At 51.0% G+C, this 19386-nt stretch carries 15 protein-coding genes and 2 pseudogenes; 8 read left to right on the top strand and 9 right to left on the bottom strand.

Annotated features, from left to right (window positions below; translation table 11 throughout):
- Position 1: 1 nt before the first annotated feature.
- From MKQ70_RS20330 to MKQ70_RS20345, 4 genes are read right to left on the bottom strand one after another with little or no spacing between them, the layout of a single operon-like run.
- Positions 2-1009, bottom strand: a complete 1008-nt coding sequence (locus MKQ70_RS20330; RefSeq protein ID WP_308199506.1) for a RagB/SusD family nutrient uptake outer membrane protein — start codon at positions 1007-1009, stop codon at positions 2-4.
- Complete coding sequence (locus tag MKQ70_RS20335; RefSeq protein ID WP_248073933.1) at positions 1009-1917, bottom strand: RagB/SusD family nutrient uptake outer membrane protein; 909 nt, start codon at positions 1915-1917, stop codon at positions 1009-1011. The genes MKQ70_RS20330 and MKQ70_RS20335 overlap by 1 nt, the downstream gene beginning before the upstream one ends.
- Positions 1918-1940: 23 nt before the next feature.
- Complete coding sequence (locus MKQ70_RS20340; RefSeq protein WP_248073935.1) at positions 1941-3098, bottom strand: SusC/RagA family TonB-linked outer membrane protein; 1158 nt, start codon at positions 3096-3098, stop codon at positions 1941-1943.
- Positions 3049-5103, bottom strand: a complete 2055-nt coding sequence (locus tag MKQ70_RS20345; protein ID WP_248073937.1) for a SusC/RagA family TonB-linked outer membrane protein — start codon at positions 5101-5103, stop codon at positions 3049-3051. The genes MKQ70_RS20340 and MKQ70_RS20345 overlap by 50 nt, the downstream gene beginning before the upstream one ends.
- Positions 5104-5310: 207 nt before the next feature.
- Between MKQ70_RS20345 and MKQ70_RS20350 the strand changes: the two genes are divergently transcribed.
- From MKQ70_RS20350 to MKQ70_RS20385, 8 genes and pseudogenes are all read left to right on the top strand, one after another.
- Positions 5311-7653: a ligand-binding sensor domain-containing protein gene (locus MKQ70_RS20350; RefSeq protein ID WP_248073939.1), complete on the top strand. Its 2343-nt coding sequence runs from the start codon at positions 5311-5313 to the stop codon at positions 7651-7653.
- Positions 7650-8345: a sensor histidine kinase gene (locus MKQ70_RS20355; RefSeq protein ID WP_248073941.1), complete on the top strand. Its 696-nt coding sequence runs from the start codon at positions 7650-7652 to the stop codon at positions 8343-8345. Before MKQ70_RS20350 ends, MKQ70_RS20355 begins: the two co-directional genes overlap by 4 nt.
- A 206-nt stretch (positions 8346-8551) precedes the next feature.
- Entirely contained in the window at positions 8552-8674 is a 123-nt protein-coding gene (locus MKQ70_RS20360) for a PleD family two-component system response regulator (RefSeq protein ID WP_248081516.1), read from the top strand.
- A 98-nt stretch (positions 8675-8772) separates the two neighbouring features.
- Positions 8773-9300 (top strand): helix-turn-helix domain-containing protein, encoded by a 528-nt coding sequence (locus tag MKQ70_RS20365; protein WP_248073942.1) that lies wholly within the window; start codon positions 8773-8775, stop codon positions 9298-9300.
- Positions 9275-10417, top strand: coding sequence for a hypothetical protein (locus tag MKQ70_RS20370; protein ID WP_248073943.1), 1143 nt, complete (start codon positions 9275-9277; stop codon positions 10415-10417). The genes MKQ70_RS20365 and MKQ70_RS20370 overlap by 26 nt, the downstream gene beginning before the upstream one ends.
- A gap of 81 nt (positions 10418-10498) precedes the next feature.
- On the top strand, positions 10499-11344 hold the full coding sequence (locus MKQ70_RS20375; protein ID WP_248073944.1) for a hypothetical protein: 846 nt from the start codon (positions 10499-10501) through the stop codon (positions 11342-11344).
- Positions 11287-12000, top strand: a complete 714-nt coding sequence (locus tag MKQ70_RS20380; protein ID WP_248073945.1) for a hypothetical protein — start codon at positions 11287-11289, stop codon at positions 11998-12000. Before MKQ70_RS20375 ends, MKQ70_RS20380 begins: the two co-directional genes overlap by 58 nt.
- A pseudogene (locus tag MKQ70_RS20385) lies at positions 11939-13278 on the top strand (DEAD/DEAH box helicase). Before MKQ70_RS20380 ends, MKQ70_RS20385 begins: the two are co-directional and overlap by 62 nt.
- On the opposite strand, the gene MKQ70_RS20390 reads toward MKQ70_RS20385, so the two are convergent.
- The 5 genes and pseudogenes from MKQ70_RS20390 to MKQ70_RS20410 all read right to left on the bottom strand — a co-directional run bounded on the left by MKQ70_RS20390 (position 13279) and on the right by MKQ70_RS20410 (position 19378).
- Complete coding sequence (locus tag MKQ70_RS20390; protein ID WP_248073947.1) at positions 13279-14514, bottom strand: sensor histidine kinase; 1236 nt, start codon at positions 14512-14514, stop codon at positions 13279-13281.
- Positions 14515-14537: 23 nt separating this feature from the next.
- The gene (locus MKQ70_RS20395) at positions 14538-16670 is read right to left on the bottom strand and encodes a response regulator (protein ID WP_372490006.1); all 2133 of its coding nucleotides are present in this window, start codon (positions 16668-16670) and stop codon (positions 14538-14540) included.
- Between the two features lie 211 nt (positions 16671-16881).
- Positions 16882-18024: pseudogene (locus MKQ70_RS20400) on the bottom strand (HAMP domain-containing protein); the annotation flags it as partial.
- Between the two features lie 17 nt (positions 18025-18041).
- Positions 18042-19040 (bottom strand): HAMP domain-containing protein, encoded by a 999-nt coding sequence (locus tag MKQ70_RS20405; RefSeq protein WP_248073948.1) that lies wholly within the window; start codon positions 19038-19040, stop codon positions 18042-18044.
- Positions 19010-19378: a HAMP domain-containing protein gene (locus MKQ70_RS20410; protein WP_248073949.1), complete on the bottom strand. Its 369-nt coding sequence runs from the start codon at positions 19376-19378 to the stop codon at positions 19010-19012. The genes MKQ70_RS20405 and MKQ70_RS20410 overlap by 31 nt, the downstream gene beginning before the upstream one ends.
- Between the last annotated feature and the right edge of the window lie 8 nt (positions 19379-19386).

Below are 19386 nucleotides of genomic sequence, written 5' to 3' on the forward strand. Positions count from 1 at the left end.
TTTACTGGTTAGGTTGTCTTACGATTTTCGGGTTGTTGGCGCGAATATCATCACCAATGAAAGAGTAATAGTTACCCATGCGGAACCTGCGTGCACCGGTAACAGCACTTAACAGCTTATACTGGAAGTACCATTTACCGTCGTTCGGGTTACCCGGATCGTATACTTTATACGGCCACAGTGCCCAGGGTTGTGTATTACGGTCGGTCGCCTGGTTAAAGTTGGTGGTCAGGTCGGCCAGCGACATCGGGTTACCGTCCCATTTCTGGTGGGCAATTCTCCAACGTTTCATATCGAACAGGAGGTGACCTTCAAAAGCCAGTTCAACACGGCGTTCGTGCACGATACGGTCAAAGGTGATCTGGGCAGCTGTCAAAGGAATAGTCAGTCCTGCACGTTCGCGTACCTGGTTCATAAAACCAGCTGCCACATCATTTTGCCCCAGTTCGAAAGCCGCTTCGGCAGCATTCAGCAGTACTTCTGCATAACGATAACGAATGTACGCAACCTCACTGTTTGTACCACGGGAACCTGCACCAGCGGCCGGATCCAGGTATTTACGGATATAAAAACCGCTTTGTGCAACAAATTCAAGGCGATCGATAGGGCCATCCTGACCTACCACCTGCGCACCCGGTTTGCCCGGCAGATCTTTCGTACCGCCACGGGCATCGCTGGTAACGATCGTACCGTCCGCCAGGCGATAACCAGCCCAAATGTCTACAGGGCGACCTTTAAACGTGCTGCCCGGTGTAATAACAGTGCCTGCCAGGCGTGCATCACGACCCGCGAAAATTTCCACCGGATTGGTATACAGCACCGCAGAACCATCGTTGGCATTTACCGCCAGTGGTGCAAAGGTGTTATCCAGTTTCTCGAAAGCCTCTACCAGGTTAACAGACGGATTAATACGACCGCCTTCTTCCTCTTCAGAACCGAAACGCGGTTGGTTAGCTACGGTAAAACCGTGTACACGACCGCTTTTCAGTTTAAAGTCTTCTACCCATATTACTTCCGGGTTATCATTTTTATCCGGAAGAGGTTTGCGAAGTTCTCCGACAGGTTCGTTGTTTTTTTATACAGGCTGTAATCACCCACCTGTTTATTAATGATCATGTTAGCGGCTGCCGGGGCTTTTGTATAATAACCGTTGGCCAGGTTAGCCGGGATGCCTACCTCCCCACCAGGTAATGATACTTCAGGTGTGCTGGCGCCGTGTTTGGCGATAGAACCTGCATACAGCGCTGCACGTACGATGACCGCAGTAGCAGCGCCTTTGGTGGCACGGCCGGTAATGGCAGTTTTAGGTTGCGTGAAAATAACGCGTGTAGGCAACGCATCACGGATGGCTTCCATTTCACTGATCACGAAGTCGTACATTTCCGCCTCCTTCGCGCGGGGATATTGCAGGTAGGTAGGATCGCCGCTGAAATCGTAGCGCAAAGGCTCCAGGATCAAAGGCACACCACCCATACGTTTGGTGAGTTCAAAATAGAAGTTGGCGCGCAGGAAACGGCACTCCGCCAACAGCTGTGCCTTATCTGCCACCGGCAACGTTTTAGAAGCCTCACAACGCTTCAGGAACAGGTTCAGCTCACGGATGTAACCATAATCCCAGTTACCCCAGGTACCGTATCCCCACTCACTGTCACGCACCATCCAGTCGGTACCGTTATTGGAAGGATAGGATTCTCCATACCCCGCGAAGTTTTCCCAGGTTTCATCCAAAGAAGAAAAATCCAGCTGCCTGGTGTACAGGTTCGACAGTACGGAAAAGGCATCTGCGGTGGTGTTGAATGCTTCTTCCGGGGAAAGGATCGCCGGCGGCTTCTGGTTCAGGAAATCTGCGTCTTTAATACAACCGCTGGCGCTCATCAGCGCGGCGATTGCCAATATGTTGATAATTTTTGCTTTCATAATCTGGAATCTAAACGGTTAGATTAAAACTGGAGGTTTACGCCTACGTTCACCACTTTGTTCTGCGGATATTGCAGACCATTTTCTTCTGTTACTTCGGGGTCTACGCGGTACTGGTTCAGGTTGCTGAAGGTTAACAGGTTGTAACCGTTAACATAGAAGCGGCATTTGTTGATGCGGATCCTTTCCATCAGTTTCGCTGGCAGCGTGTAGCCAATCTCGGTAGTACGTGAACGCAGGTAACGGCCGTTGTGTGCAAAGAAGTCGTTACTGTTGTTGTAGTTGGAGTGACCGCCATCGTTGTAACGCAGCGCAGGATACTTACCAGGGATCCATTTGCTGTTCGGGTCCCACATATCTTCGCGATGCCACCTGTCGGTAAACAGGGTGTTGAGGTTACCGTTGTTCTGGAACGGCCATTTCATTTCCCAGTTCTGGTACCAGGTATAACCGGCAGCACCGGAGAAATCGGCACGAAGGTCAATACCTTTATACATTAAACCGATGCTGAAACCGAAGTTGATGTTTGGCTGCGCACCAATACCCCAACCGATCGGACGCTCGTCGTAACCATCGATTTTACCGTCTTTATTAATGTCTTCATAAATCAGATCGCCGGGCAGCAAAGTGATGTTACCCCTGCCATCTATGTTTACAGGATAGTTGTTGATTTGTTCCTGTGACTGGAACTGACCAATCACGTGGCGGCCCCAGTTAGAGCGCGTGAGGCGGTCCTGGTAAGCAAAACGGTACTTGTCCCACGCGTTGAAGAAGCGGGTGCCGGAACCATACGCGTCCAGGAATTTGTAGCGGGAAACAGAGAAGTTACCGCTGATCATGTATTTCAGTTCGCCAATATTGCTGTTCCAGCCTGCGGAGAAGTCCACACCAAACTGTGAATCAGATTCAAAGTTACCCAGCGGCAAACCATACCCGATTTCGCTCGGTACCAGTACGCCACTCATATCTTTTTTAAGACCGGTACGTTTACGGCGATAGTATTCCACGGTGCTGGTCAGTTTGCCATTGAAGAAACCGAGGTCCAGGCCGAGGTTCGTCATACGGCTTTTTAACCAGGTGATGTTGGTGGTGGGTTCGCCACGGTCGCGGGAACCAACAACCACAGTACCGTCATATACACCTACGCCCCTGGTTGTAGTTATACCCTTCCAGGTAAGCATATTCTGCAAGGCTCAATGCGGTACCATCGTCACCCATCAGACCATATGAAGCTCTCAGCTTAATTTCGCTCACCGGGAAGTTACCCACCAGGTCTTTCACAAACTGTTCTTCGCTCAAACGCCAGCCAACAGACGCGCCGGGGAAGTAACCCACGCGGTTATCGGGAGGAAACAGGTACGAAGCATCGCGGCGGCCGCTTACTTCAAGTAAATATTTATCGGCATAAGAATAGTTCACGCGCGCTACATAACCAATCCTGGCCTGGCGTTCATCGTTATCATCATATTGGTCCATGGTGCTGAAATAGATCAGCGGGAGGGAGTTGGTGGTAGGCACTGAGTGCAGCGTATTGGTCAGGCGTTGCCATTTGATCCTTTCCGCAACAAACGTAGCGTTAACATTATGCTTACCAAACGTGCGCGCATAAGTGATCTGCCCCTGCATGTTCACGTTGTTCACCTTCTGCTGGATACGCTGCCTGTAGGGGTTTGTACTACCGCCGTAAGGCAGGATCGTATCATTTACGGGATCGTACCGGTATGTTTTATAGGTGTACTCATGGTTATTCAGCACACGGTCTGCCAGGTAATAAGAATAGGCGCCGCGCAGCGTCAGGCCTTTAATCCAGGGCACCTGGTACTCCAGGTTGAAGTTGGTTTGCAGTACGCGCCAGTCCTCACGATACTTACCCGAATTTTTGTAGTTCAGGAACGCCCAGTTAGTTTCGTTGTGTCCGATATCGTTCAAATATTCGGGATTGTCGTTTGCATAAGGCCTTTCCATCGGTGTATTGCGCAGCAGTGCGAAACGGGCTACCCAGTAATCGTCTTCCTGCGGTACGCCAGGGTTTTGGCGGGTTTCGATACGACCGTTGATGTCGATGCCGGCTTTCAAACCTTCTGCGATGCGGGCAGTGATGTTCGACTGGATGTTATTCCTGTCGAAACGATATTCGCGGCCCAGTACAGAGTTCTGGTTCAGCTTGGTGTAGGACATATAATAATTGATCCTGTCGGAACCACCACTGGCATTCACGTTAAGCGACGCGAGCGGAGAATTACCTTTGATGATAAAGCCCGGCCAGTCGAAGCTCTGGTAGCCATACTCGGTGCCTTGTTTGTATTTGTCCAGTTCTGCCTGGGTGATGGCCGTGCTGCCGTTCGCATTTAATTCTGCTTCCGCTTTCAGGCGCATGTAATCATAAGAGCTGGTGAGTACTTCAGGGAAGGTGGTCCAGTTTTGCCAGCCGTAATAAGCATCCACACCAATGGTGTTGCGGGAGTTGAGCTTACCGCGTTTGGTCGTTACCACCACAACGCCGTTCGCCGCGCGCACACCGTAAATAGCGGCAGCGGCGTCTTTCAGCACGGAGATGGTTTCTACGTCGTTAGGCGACAGGTTGTTGAACTGACCTGCATCCTGCTGGATACCGTCAATTACATACAGCGGGTTACCCAGGTTGCGGATCTGGATGTTAGCGCTGGCGCCGGGGCGACCATCGGGCATGCGGAACGATACGCCGGGCATTTTACCTGCCAGCGTGGCGCTCACAGTTGAGTTACCGTGCACACGTCCGATGTCATCGGCCGTTACTGCCGCTACCGAACCGGTAAGGGATGATTTTTTCGTCTGGCCGTAACCAACGATTACTACCTCACTGATATCTTTGTTCTGACGGTCCATTTTTACATCCAGGCTGCGTTGCGTACCAACTGTTATTTCTTTATTGGCAGAACCGATAGAAGTAAATACCAGTATGGACGCCTCACCTGCTACGTTGAGTGTAAAGGCGCCGTTAACATCTGTGTTAGTGGCATTTTTCGTCCCTTTTTCCACTACCGTAACACCGGGCATTACACCGCCTTCATTGTCTTTCACCACACCCCTTACCGCAATCTTTTCCTGCGAAAAGGCCGGTAAAAAGCTGGAAAGCCATAAGAGAACAGTCAGTAAAAAAGGCAGGGGGCGCCTGAACGGCACTGCCAGTGCAGTATTACAGGGCATGGGGAGCCTCGTAAAATTTTTCATAAACGGGAACTAAATTGTGGTTAATAAAATGTGCGTACCTTGAACATTGGGCGTGTAAACGTTTACATGTGCGTTTATTTGTAAACAAATACTACTTTTAAATCGTAGTGTGAAGAAAGAACTTATTTAGGTAGACGGTCATTCACCGCGTTTCATATTCTTTTCAAAATGTTTCATTTTTGGTTGAAAGTCACTTTAGGGTTGTTGCTCTGCATGAACTGCAGTGCGCAACAATATTATTTTCATCACTACCAGGTGGAAGACGGACTTTCTAATAATACGGTGTTCAGCAGTGTGCAGGATCAGCAGGGCTTCATGTGGTTCGGTACCAAGGAAGGCCTCAATCGCTTTGATGGCTACAGCTTTAAGCTGTACAGGCTGGATGATAAAAACGAGCAGCAGCTGGACCAGATCTATAATTTATTCAAAGATAGCAAGGGCACTTTATGGATCGGTTCTCAAAAAGGCTTGTTCTATTTTGATACTTTAAAGGAGCGGCCCGTCAGGTTTTCAGATACCTTGCGCGAGGCATGGAGCATTACAGAAGACACCGCCGGACAGCTATGGTTTATTTGTCAAAATGCGATATGCCGTTACAATCCTATCAGCAAACAATTAAAGCGTTTTGCCCATCCACGCTATGCGCTCACCTCCGTTTGTATCACGGAAGATGGCGCTACGTGGGCGTCTACATACAATGGTTATTTGCAAAAACTTGATACGGCGACAGGCGCCTTCACCGGTTACAACGTGTTTGCAGACAGGCCGGGCGGCATCGGTTGTTACATTCACCGCGTCATCGCGGCAGGCATGCGCATCATGGTCTGTACTTCCTGCGACGGTGTGAAGGAGTTTAATGCAAACGATTGTAAAACGCGAAATCTATTGACTTACAATACAGATGGCACGAAGGTATATGTGCATGATATCCTTCAAAACGGCCCCAATGAGTTTTGGGTAGCCAGCGAATCGGGCGTACATATATTAAATAGTGAAACGGGCAAGTCCATCAACCTGCATAAAAAGTTTATGGACCCGTATTCTATTTCAGATGACGCGATTTATACGATCTCGCGCGACAGCGAAGGCGGCATTTGGGTAGGCACCTACTTCGGTGGTGTGAATTACTGTCCCTTCCCTTATACGCCATTCCGCAAATACTATCCCGACTATTCGCAGAACGCCATCAGCGGCAGTGCGGTACGTGAAATACTGAGCGACAGCGATGGCATGTTATGGATTGGTACAGAAGATGCCGGCCTGAACCGTCTCGATCCGAAAACGGGCGTGGTGACCAACTTTTCACCTAAAACGCCGAACAGTATCACCTACTCAAATATTCACGGTGTATTAATTAACGGGGATGAGGTATGGGCAGGCACCCACGAGCACGGACTGGATATCATCAACCGGAAAACAGGAAAATTGATGCGGCACTATAATGCAGGTACCGGCCCGCACGATCTGCCGCACAACTTCGTCGTATCCCTGCTAAAAACCCGAAGCAACGATATATATGTAGGCAGCGGCGGCGGGTTGCTCCGTTACAATAAGGCCGTCGAGGGCTTCGATCGCGTTAGTGGTCCGCCGAATATGACCACGAGCAGTTTACTGGAAGATCATGCCGGCGTTATCTGGGGCACCACACATGGCGAAGGTGTGTTTTGCTACGATCCCGCCGCCAGCACCACCCGCCGCTTTTTATATGATGACACCAATCCGTACAGTATTTCCGCCAATACGGCCAATGCGATCTGTGAAGACACAGGCCATAATCTCTGGTTTGCCACCGAAGGCGGTGGATTGTGTAAAATGGACCGTTCCCGTAACAAGTTCCAACGTTTCACAATGAAAGACGGGCTGCCGAGCAACTTCATCTTCAAAATAGTAACAGCACGCAATGGCCACCTGTGGATCAGCACCTCCAAAGGACTGGTGGAAGCCGATACCAGTGGCAAAATCCTGAACAAGTATACCAAGGCCAACGGACTGCTCAATGACCAGTTCAACTACAACTCCGGTTACCGCGACAGTACCGGCCGCATGTATTTCGGCAGTATTAAGGGCATGATTAGTTTTAATCCGGAAGAGTTTATCGCGAGCGACTTTCAGCCAATGGTATATATCACCGGGTTCCAGGTGCACAACCGTGAACTGGCTATCAGCCCCGACAGCAGTCCGCTGAAACAATCCATTCTGTTCACACAGCAGATCACCCTGCCGCATGATGCCTCCAGCTTTAGTATCGACTTTGCGGCACTGAGTTACAACGCCCCCGAGATTACACAATATAAATACATGCTGGACGGCCTCGACAAAGACTGGATCCATTTACCGACCAATCGTAAAGTATATTTCACGAACCTTTCACCGGGCCTGTACACCTTCCGGATAAAGGCATCGACGAGCGGCAAATGGGGGCCGGAGGAAAAACAGCTGCGTATCCGCATTCTTCCGCCATTTTGGGCAACCACCGGGCTTATCTGCTGTACATCCCGGTCGCCGCGGCAATCTCTTATTATGTGATCAGTTTTTATCACAAACGCACGCAGATCAAAAAGGAAAAGGAACTGTACGAAGCTAAAATAGAATTCTTTACCAATGTGACACACGAAATACGGACACCGCTGACGCTGATCAAAGGCCCGGTAGAGAATTTGCTGGAAAAGACGGCTGAAGTGCCGGATATCAAACCCGACGTAGTGACGCTGGAACGTAATACCAATCGCCTGATTGCACTCATTACGCAGATACTGGACTTCCGGCAAACAGAAACCCGGGGCTTCAGTCTTACTTTTTCTGAAGTGCGGATCGATAAATTGTTACAGGAAGAATTTGAGAATTTCGTACCACCGGCTACGAAAAAGAAGCTACAATACCGGCTGGAGCTGCCCGATCTTCCCATCACCGCATGGGCAGATGAGGAAGCGCTGCGCAAAATACTCAGCAACCTGCTGAGCAACGCGGTGAAATATGCCGGAACAACCGCTACTGTAATATTGCACCCGCTGTCGCCGGAAGACCTTAACTTTACGATAGAAGTTCGTAACGACGGGCATCTGGTATCTCCCGAGATGAGAGAAAAAATATTTGAGCCTTTTTACCGCATGAAGGAAACCAGCCGGCAAACGGGCTCCGGCATAGGACTTTCGATAGCGCGTTCACTGGCCGAATTGCACCAGGGATATTTGTACCGGATACATCGCGCGACGGAATGAATGTATTTATACTACATTTGCCATTGAAAGCGGAGATGCAACCAATATCAAGATCGCCCAAAACCGCCGTTAAATAAACACGTTATGCTGCCAACAGTATTGATTGTCGATGATAACGATGACGTCCGTCCGAATTTCTTTCCCGGACGCTGGCGCCTAAGTACACGATACGCACGGCCGAAAGCGGGGAAGCTGCACTGGAAATACTGCACACCGAAGCGGTACAATTGGTGATCAGCGACGTCATGATGCCGGATATGGACGGTTTTGAACTGTGCACGCTCATTAAATCAAATGTTGAATTCTCCCACATACCATTATTTTACTGACTGCTAAAAATACACTGACCGCCAAGATCCACGGGCTGGAACTGGGCGCCGACGCGTATATAGAGAAGCCTTTTTCCAAGGAGCACCTTCAGGCGCAGATGGCCAGCCTGCTATCCAACCGCAACAACATCCGGCAATACTTTGCACAGTCGCCCCTCGCCCATATCAAGAGCATGGCGCATTCCAAAGCCGACGAACGTTTCCTCGACAACCTCAACGATACGATCATCCGCAACCTGGAAGATGCTGAACTCGACGTAGAGAAGCTCGCCAGGGCCATGAATATGAGCCGCGTAACGCTGTACCGGAAAATCAAAGCCGTATCCGACCTCTCCCCCATCGAACTGATCAATATTACCCGGCTTAAAAAGGCAGCGGAACTGCTGGCAGAAGGCGAATACCGCATCAACGAAATCTCCGACATGCTGGGATTCAGTTCCCAGAGCAACTTTTCGCGCAATTTTGCCAAGCAGTTCAACATGACTCCCTCGGAGTATATTCATTTAAAAGGACAGGAGCACAAAAAATTTGAGCGTTTATGTAAACGTTTACATACCTGCAGCATGTTTGCAGGCGTAACAATGCTTATTTTTACGCCCTATGCGCAACGAGGCTTTTTACCGTAAACAATATACGCTGCAGGACGCCGACACCCGGCTGGTGATCGACATCCTAAGCCTGTACCTGTACCCCATGGAAAAATACCGGGTAACAGATGCGGTAAATTATTTCCGGAAAACGGAGGCATCCAAAGTAAGCGCCATCCTGGAACAGCTACAACGCGATCAGCTGGGTGCGGCCAATACGGCCGGTAACTTCTCGTTAGTGCCAGAGTTGGCCTTCCTGCTTTTTCCTTCCAATATTGTGCGGGCGGATTACCAGCAGCTGATGCATCATCACCGGGGAATGCGGCCGTCTTTTTACAACACCAGCTTCAGGCTGGCGGAGTTGCAGGAAACCCTGATGGCGTATTGTTTAGGCGATTTATCATTGATGTCGCTGCCCGTCCGCAAAATTGAAATAGACCTTGAAGAGTATCTTTCCTGGTTGCCCTATTTACTTTACTACCCTGCGTACAATAACCTGTTACAGCTGTTCAGCGAAGACAGCCAACAAAAGATAAAACAACGCGCCATCTGGCTGAACCTGCTGGAAATGGCGCCCCTGAACGACCTGGCGACCTTTGCCGGCAAACATTCTACAGAACCTGGCTTGTTACAGGGGCAGCTGCGCGAAACGGGGAGCGACTTTACCGACGCGGTCGTATTATTGTACAGGAAGCTGCCCGACCAGGCGTTTGCGGCTTTTGAGCGGGGCATCAAACAACAGCGGAAGGGGGACAAAAAGAACCTGTTGCCGGCTTCGGCGGCCATGGCCTTCTACTACGCCTATACGATTTCGTTGCTGCCTGCCGCGCAGAGTGGCCAACTCATCGCCAAACTCATAGCATTCTACGAAAAGAAACTGGCGCCGGCCAATATTCCCGCCATGTGCCTGTTGCACTATCATATCGGCAAAAAGGAACGGGCGGAAGACCTGCTGCGAATTCTTATTGAAGCGCATGCCCTGCCTGGTGGAAAAGATTTGCCTACGTTGCTTGCACTCCTTTGCCTGATGGCATTTCAGCCGAACAGTAAACTGCTTGTACAGCACGCCCATCTGGCCAAAAGATTATTACAGAACGCACTGGACAATGGCTACCAGTTATTGGCCTATGAATACTTTTTTCCTTTTGGAGGATGATAAAGATGTGACCCGATACGAATCGCTGTCCGCGCAAATTGCCGCACCGCCAGTATTTGCACAAATGCAGAAGGTACCGGAATGGCAACGCGTGCTCGACCTGCTGCTGGCGGCCGATGGTCCCGCTACGAAAAAGAGAAGCCGGTATCGGCCAACCGACTGGTATACCTGGTGGATTTCGACGGACTGCAGGTGCAGCCCATGCTGCAAACCATGCAGGGTAATGGTTGGAGCCCAGGCCGCAATGTGGCTTTAAAAAAGCTGAAAGAAGGTGCCGTGGCAGGTATGACCCCGCAAGATCATCGCATCGCAGGTACTATTTTGAAAGAAACTCATTTTAATTATTACGGCGGCGACCAATATGTTTTTGATAATCATGTGTGGACGGAGCTAGCCGGCCATCCGTTATTGTTCCTGCTGCATAACCCCGCCATACCGGCGGAGATCGTGAAGGGCGAAGCGGAATTGGTAATTACGACCAGCAATCGCGGGTATACGTTCAGTTCCAATATCACGGATGCAAACGGCGACGTGGTATACTTGAAAGAAACGGATACCCGCCTTAAAATCATCCATCTGAATCAGCAGCAACGTTACCTGCTCAACATGCTGAAACAGCTGCGTACCGTGCCGGCAGAAGGCAAGGAAAAGCTACTCGAGACGGTTAAAAAGCTCGGCACGCACCTCACCATCCACTCCGACCTCGACGAAACCGCGCTCAGTATCCGCCGTCTCGAAAGCGACAGCCGCATCCGCATACAGCTGCAACCTTTCGGCGATGCACTGAAGGCCTCTTTCTTTGTAAAACCGCTGGGTGATAGTCCCCGTATTGCCGTCCCGGCACAGGCGCGCGCAACATCATCGGCATTGTGCATGGCGAACGTAGCCAGGCCTCCCGCGACGTGGAATTGGAGAAAGCGAACATGACTGCACTGATGCAGGAGATCCAGCAATCGATCGTACAGGAAGTAAAGGACGATGATACCATCATTTTTGAAGATCCCGCGGATTGCCTGCAACTCCCGGAAATCATACAGTCCATGTCCGACATAGTGGTGGTAGAATGGCCGGATGGCATCCGCTTTAGACTGCAGGGCAAAGCCGGCATGTCGGCCCTGCGCCTGATGGTGAAGGAGAAAGGCCACTGGTTTACGTTACAGGGTGAACTGCAGGTCGACGAACGTACGGTCATTAACCTGCAACAGGTGCTGGATGTACTGCCCAAACACCAGAGCCGTTTCACGGAACTGGATAACGGTGAATTCCTTGCGCTGAGCGCTGACTTACGGGCAAGACTCAACGAACTGCTCAGCATCGGAGTGTCGGACGCGAAAGAGATCAAAGTGCCCTACTTCGCCTCGCACCTGCTCGATGATCTGCTGCAATATGCCGGCAGCGCTGAAACAGACACACCCTGGCAACAATTCAAAAAAAAAAGAACTGGCCGCACAACAGCAAACGGTGGTGCCGGCCGGCCTGCAACAAATACTGCGTCCCTACCAGGAGGACGGTTTCCGCTGGATGACACAACTAGCCGCCTGGGGCGCCGGCGCCTGCCTGGCGGACGATATGGGTTTGGGTAAAACGGTACAGGCGATAGCCATTTTGCTGCATCGCGCGGCAGACGGTCCTGCCCCGGTAATTGCGCCTGCATCTGTTCTGCCCAACTGGGCATCGGAGCTGCTAAAATTTGCGCCGGAACTGCGGGTAAAACAATTACAACCGGGCAACCGGGAGCAACAACTGGAACAGGCCGCAGCGTTCGACGTGGTGCTGGCCACTTACGGCGTACTGCAATCCGAAGCTAAAGCCTTCGCCACCATCGACTGGCACACCATTGTGCTGGACGAGGCCCACACCATCAAAAACTACCAGACGCGCACCTCTAAAGCGGCCATGATGCTGAAAGGCAACTTCCGGTTAGCGCTAACGGGTACACCTATACAAAATCATGTGGGCGAGATCTGGAACCTGTTCAACTTCCTCAATCCCGGGCTGTTAGGCGACCTCCCGAATTTCCGTAAACAGTTCGTCACACCCGCAGCTAATAACCCGGAAAGCATGGCGAAAAAACACCTGAAAAAGTTGATCGCGCCATTTATGCTGCGCCGCCTGAAATCGGATGTACTGGAGGAGCTGCCACCAAAAACGGAAATAGTGAAGCTGGTGAATTTGTCGGTAGACGAAGCCTCGTTTTACGAAGCGATACGTCGACAGGCGATCAAACATATGCAGGAGCGCGATAAACTCAGCGCCGCGCAACAGCATATTAAAGCATTACAGGAAATTACGCGTCTGCGTATGGCCGCCTGTAACCCACAGCTGATAGAGGCCGAAACCGACATTGCATCATCGAAAATGGCGGCGTTTAAAGAGATCGTGGAAGAGTTAACGGAGAACAACCACCGCGCACTGGTATTCAGCCAGTTTACGAAACACCTGTCGCTCATCGCAAAAGCGCTGGACAGCTGGGGCATCGACTACCTGTACCTCGACGGATCCACCCCCATCCCCACGCGCGAAAAACTGGTAAAAAGTTTCCAGGGTGGCAAAGCCCCGCTGTTCCTCATCAGCCTGAAAGCCGGGGTTTGGGATTAAACTTGACAGCCGCAGACTACGTGATTCACCTGGACCCGTGGTGGAACCCCGCAGTGGAGGAACAAGCCTCCGACCGCGCCTACCGTATCGGGCAAACGCGGCCGGTAACTATCTACAGGCTCGTGGCACAACATACTATAGAGGAAAAAATTATTGAACTGCATCATCATAAAAGGGACCTGGCAGACCAACTGCTGGAGGGCACTGACCAGAGTGTGAATATGACCTTGCAGGAGTTGGTGTCGTTGATTGCGGGGAGTTAGCTATGACGCCGACAGATCCCGCATCTCCTGCATCTCCGGCAGCCCCACAATAAACGTTGTCCCTTCGTTCAGCTCACTCGTTGCCCTGATATGCCCCTGGTGCTGGTCCATGATCTTTTTGCAGATAGACAGCCCGATGCCCGAACCTTCTATCTCATGATAGCTGTGCAAGCGCTTGAACACCACGAAAATATCCGTCAGGTATTGATGATCGATACCGATACCGTTATCCCGTACATGAATATGATAAAATTTCTTTTGTCCATCTTTTTCAGCGTAGATGTGCACCTGCGGCGCGACCTCCTTCTTTCGGAACTTTAACGCATTGCTTACCAGGTTGTAAAACACCTGCTGCATCAGCGTAGGGATAGCCTGTATCGTGGGGAGCGTATCTATCTTAATGACCGCATTGGCCTGTTGTATCTGCACTTCCAGTTCACTTACCGCACCCCTTACTACCTCATTCAGGTCTACCTGTTCAAAGTCGCCGCCTTGTACCGAATGGCGCGAGAAGCGGAGCAAATCATTTACCAGCTGCTGCATCCTTGCGGCGGCGTTGGTAATTTTCTGAATATGACGGTGTACCTCTTCCGGGTCGGCACGCTTTTGTAAAATCATATCACTGAACACGCGGATCTTACGCAACGGCTCCTGCAAATCGTGGGAGGCCACAAAGGCGAAGCGGTCGAGTTCTTCGTTTATTGTCTTTAAGTACACGTTGCTTTGCGTGAGTTGCTGGTTCAGTTCACGCACCTTCCGTTCAGATGCCTCGCGTTCTTCTATCTCGCGTTGCAGGGTGCCGTTAATATTGAGCAGGTGTTGTTCCTGTTCGAGCAGTGACTGCGTTTTGCGGTACAGCTCCACGAACAGGCCCACCTTAATTCTTAATAATTCGGGGTTGATGGGTTTGTAAATAAAATCCATCGCGCCCACTTTATAGCCTTTAAAAATGGCCTCATCCTCATTGTGCGCGGTGATGAATATAATCGGAATATTTTTGAGCCGGTCGCGCTGGTAAATGAGCGCGGCGGTTTCAAAACCGTTCATGTCCGGCATCAGCACGTCCATCAGGATCAAAGAAAAATCATACTCATGGAGCAACACCTTCAGGGCAGCCCGTCCGGAATGAGCTTTAACGATCGTATAACTTTCCTTTTCCAGTATGGACTCGATCGACATCAGGTTGTCGGGCCTGTCGTCTACTACCAGGATTTTTATTGCGTCTTTTGCCTGCAACTGGACTTTCTTTTAAAAATGAACTATCTGTATAACCACACCCTCATCAACGATAACAACTGGTCAATTTTCAGCGGTTTGGTGATGTAATCGGATGCACCGGCCTCGAGGCATTTTTCCCGGTCGCCCTTCATCGCTTTCGCCGTAACGGCAATGATGGGCAGGGCGCTGTTTTTATGCTCGCGGCGGATCTTCTGCATGGTTTCATAACCATCCATCTCCGGCATCATAATATCCATCAGCACTATATCGATCTCATTATTTTCACTCAGGATGTTCATCGCTTCCTGGCCGCTTTCGGCGGTAATGGTGTTGATATGGTATCTTTCAAAGGCCGTGGTGAGGGCAAACAGGTTACGCACATCGTCATCCACCACCAGCACGCTCTTATGGCTTAACACATCCCGCTGCGAACGCAGGTCTTCGATCAGCTTCCGTTTTTCGGGCAACAGGCTTTCATGATGGATATGAAGTTGCTGCACCGTTTCTTCCAACAGCAGGTCCAGCGAATTCACATCTTTCAGCAGGATTTTGTTGGCATATTGCTTCAGCTTCGACTTCTCCTTGCTCGAAAAATCCTTTGCCGAATATACGATAACCGGCGTGGAATTATAGCGGTTAATCGACTGGATGCTGGAGAACAGCTCTGCACCTTCAATATCAGGCAACATGTAATCCGCTATAATACAATCAAATGTATCTGCCTGCAGGGCTTGCAGCGCCTCTTTACCATTATCTACAAATTCCAGGTCAATCAAATCCCCATTATCCAGTATGCGTGCGATCTGGGAAGCATCCGGTTCATTATCTTCTATCACCAGCACCCGTTTACGCTTGCGTTGATGTTGCTCAATAATGGTTTGGAAGAGCACTGCCAGGTCTTCACTCTTCAGCGGTTTTAAGTTGAAGCTGCGCGCGCCGCGGTGCATGGCCAGCAGCCGGTTTTCCTCTCCCGAAATTAAGTGGATGGGGATATGCCGCAGGTTCACATCGTTCTTATACAGGTCGAGAATACGCCAGCCACTCGCATCGGGCAGCTTCACATCGAGGGTTACCGCGATAGGCTGGAACTTATTCGTTAAGTCGAATACATCGCTGAAACCCGTTGCGACCACCACTTTTAAGCCCATATCATGTGCCCTTTCCTGCATAATCTTCGCGAAACGAACATCATCTTCAACGATTAGCAATACTTTGTCCGTATCGATCACGTTATTGCGGTCATCCCCGATTTCGTTGATAATTTCGTTGATCCCTTCAAGGTCTTTTGTATCAGACACTTTCACGGTCGGCACGGAAGCGCCTTCACTCAGGTGGTATTCCGATACTGTAAGACTGCTCGGTTTTTCTTTTTTATTGATAACGGCCGGATTGTATTGCAGCGGCAGGAACAGCGTAAATGTACTTCCCGAACCCGCTTCGCTCTCCAGTTCGATGGAACCTCCGAGCAGGTCGGCCAGGCCGCGGCTGATCGAGAGCCCTAAGCCCGTACCTCCATATTTACGGCTGGTAGAACCTTCCGCCTGCTGGAACGCTTCAAATATGATCCCCTGTTTATCTTTCGAAATACCAATACCCGTATCCTTGATTTCAAAGGCTACCACGCGCTCCGCTTTATCCAGGCTGTCGTTCAACAGTTTCCAGCTGCGTTTCGCCTCGTAAATGCGCAGTTTCACTTCTCCTTTCTCCGTGAACTTAAAGGCGTTGGACAGGAGGTTTTTCAGGATCTGGTTCAGACGCTGCACGTCGGTTTCCAGTGTTTGCGGCAGCTTGTCATCCACCTCAATACCGAACCGCAGGTTCTTACTTTCAGAAATATGTTTAAAGGTCGTTTCCACAAAGCCGATCACCTCGTTGAAACGTACTTTGATAAAGTCAGTAGAAATATAACCGGACTCAATTTTCGATAGATCAAGGATGTCGTTGATCAGCTGAATCAGGTCATCACCGCAACTGTGAATAGTTTTCGCATAACGCACCTGTTTTTCGTTCAGGTTGCCGTCGTGGTTTTCGTACAGTTGTTGTGCGAGAATCAGCAGGGAGTTCAGCGGTGTGCGCAACTCGTGCGACATGTTCGCCAAAAACTCGGATTTGTACTTGGAGGTCAACTGCAACTGCTCCGCTTTTTCTTCGAGCGAGCGGCGCGCCTCTTCCACTTCCTTGTTTTTCTCCTCTACTTCTTCTTTTTTGTTTTACGAGCAGATGCGCTTTATCCTGCAGTTCTTCGTTCGTACGACGCAGTTCATCGGCCAGTGACTGTGATTGTTCCAGCAGATCTTCCGTACGGGAGTTCGCCTCGATCGTGTTCAATACGATACCGATACTTTCCGTCAGCTGGCTAAGGAAGTCGAGGTGGGTCTCGGAGAACGTATCAAAAGAAGCGAGTTCAATTACCGCCTTAATTTCCGTTTCGAACAATACTGGCAGTACGATAAGGTTCACCGGCGGCGCCTGTCCGAGGCCGGAACCGATTTTAATATAATCACCCGGCACATTTGTGATGAGGATCCTTTCTTTCTCGATGGCACATTGTCCTACCAGCCCTTCTCCCATCGCAAACTCGCGGGAAGTTTGCATTTCGTCGCCGAAGGCGTATGCGGCAAATAATTTCAATTTAGGATTGCGCTGTTCTTCCTCCTGTTCTAAAATGTAGAACATGCCTTTCTGCGCATTTACCACCTGCGCCAGCTCGGAGAGAATACGGCGGGTTACCGTGTTCAGGTCTTTCTGTCCCTGCAGCATCTGGGTAAACGTTGCCAGGTTGGATTTCAGCCAGTCCTGTTCCTGGTTCCTGAGCGTGGTTTGCTTCAGGTTGGCGATCATCTGGTTAATGGTATCTTTCAGTTCTTCCACCTCACCTTTCGCTTCCACACGGATCATCTGTGTAAGATCACCTTTCGTTACCGCGGATGCCACCGCGGAAATCGCACGCACCTGCGTGGTCAGGTTTTCCGCCAGCTGGTTTACGTTCTCCGTCAGGTTTTTCCAGATGCCGGATGCGCCGGGTACAGATGCCTGTCCACCCAAACGCCCTTCCACACCTACCTCACGGGCCACCGTTGTTACCTGGTCGGCAAACAGCGCCAGCGTATCGATCATTTCATTGATCGTTTCCGTCAACTGTGCCACCTCTCCGCGCGACACGATGGAGAGCTTTTGCTTCAGGTTACCCGTTGCCACCGCGGTTACCACTTTCGCGATGCCACGCACCTGGTTGGTAAGGTTGGAGGCCATCATGTTCACGGAGTCGGTCAGATCCTTCCAGGTACCGCCCACGCCCTGCACTTCCGCCTGTCCGCCCAGCTTACCTTCCGTGCCTACTTCACGCGCCACGCGCGTTACTTCAAAGGCGAAGGAGTTCAGCTGGTCCACCATCGTGTTGATCGTATTTTTCAGATCGAGGATCTCTCCTTTTACGTCGATCGTTACCTTTTTACTCAAGTCACCGGAGGCCACCGCTTTCGTTACCTCGGCGATGTTACGCACCTGGGAGGTAAGGTTACCGGTCATCTGGTTCACGGAGTCCGTCAGGTCCTTCCGGTACCGGCGACACCCGGTACGAACGCCTGTCCGCCCAGTTTACCATCCGTACCCACCTCACGGGCCACACGCGTTACTTCCGATGCGAACGCGCGCAGCTGGTCCACCATCGTGTTCAGCGTTTCTTTCAGCTGGAGAATTTCCCCGCGCACATCCACCGTAATTTTGCGGCTCATGTCACCGTTCGCCACGGCGATCGCCACATCGGCAATGTTACGCACCTGGTCCGTGAGGTTGCCGGCCATCTGGTTTACAGAGTCCGTCAAATCCTTCCAGGTACCACCAACACCGGGTACGTGAGCCTGGCCACCGAGCTTACCCTCCGTACCCACCTCACGGGCCACACGCGTTACTTCAGAAGCGAAGGCGCGCAGCTGTTCCACCATCGTGTTGATCGTATTTTTCAGTTCAAGGATTTCTCCTCTTACATCCACTTCAATTTTGCGGCTAAGGTCACCGTTGGCCACCGCGGTTGTTACTTCCGCGATGTTACGTACCTGCGAGGTCAGGTTAGAGGCCATGATGTTCACCGAGTCGGTCAGGTCTTTCCAGAGGCCTTCCACGCCCGGTACGTCTGCCTGTCCGCCGAGTTTACCTTCAGAACCCACCTCACGGGCTACACGAAATACTTCCGAACCAAAGGAGTTCAGCTGGTCCACCATCGTGTTGATCGTATTTTTAAGCTCCAGGATCTCGCCTTTCGCATCCACCGTAATCTTGCGGCTCAGGTCACCCTTCGCCACCGCGGTGGTTACTTCCGCGATGTTACGCACCTGGTTGGTCAGGTTAGACCCCATCTGGTTTACCGACTCGGTCAGATCCTTCCAGGTACCACCCACGCCCTGTACTTTCGCCTGGCCGCCAAGCTTACCTTCCGTACCTACTTCCAGCGCCACACGCGTTACTTCGGAGGCGAAGGAGTTCAACTGGTCCACCATCGTGTTGATGGTGTCTTTTAATTCCAGAATTTCTCCCTGTACGTCCACCGTGATCTTTTAGAAAGGTCACCGTTCGCCACCGCCGTTGTTACATCGGCGATATTACGTACCTGGTTGGTCAGATTGGAGCCCATCTGGTTTACCGACTCTGTCAGGTCACGCCAGGTACCACCCACACCCTGCACCTTCGCCTGGCCGCCGAGCTTACCCTCCGTACCTACTTCCAACGCCACACGCGTTACTTCGGAAGCGAAGGAGTTCAGCTGGTCCACCATTGTATTGATCGTATTTTTCAGCTCTAATATCTCTCCTTTTACGTCCACGGTAATCTTACGGCTTAGGTCACCGTTCGCCACCGCTGTGGTCACATCCGCGATGTTACGCACCTGCGCCG

It is taken from the genome of Chitinophaga sedimenti, from assembly GCF_023156195.1.
Classification (GTDB): Bacteria; Bacteroidota; Bacteroidia; order Chitinophagales; family Chitinophagaceae; genus Chitinophaga; species Chitinophaga sedimenti.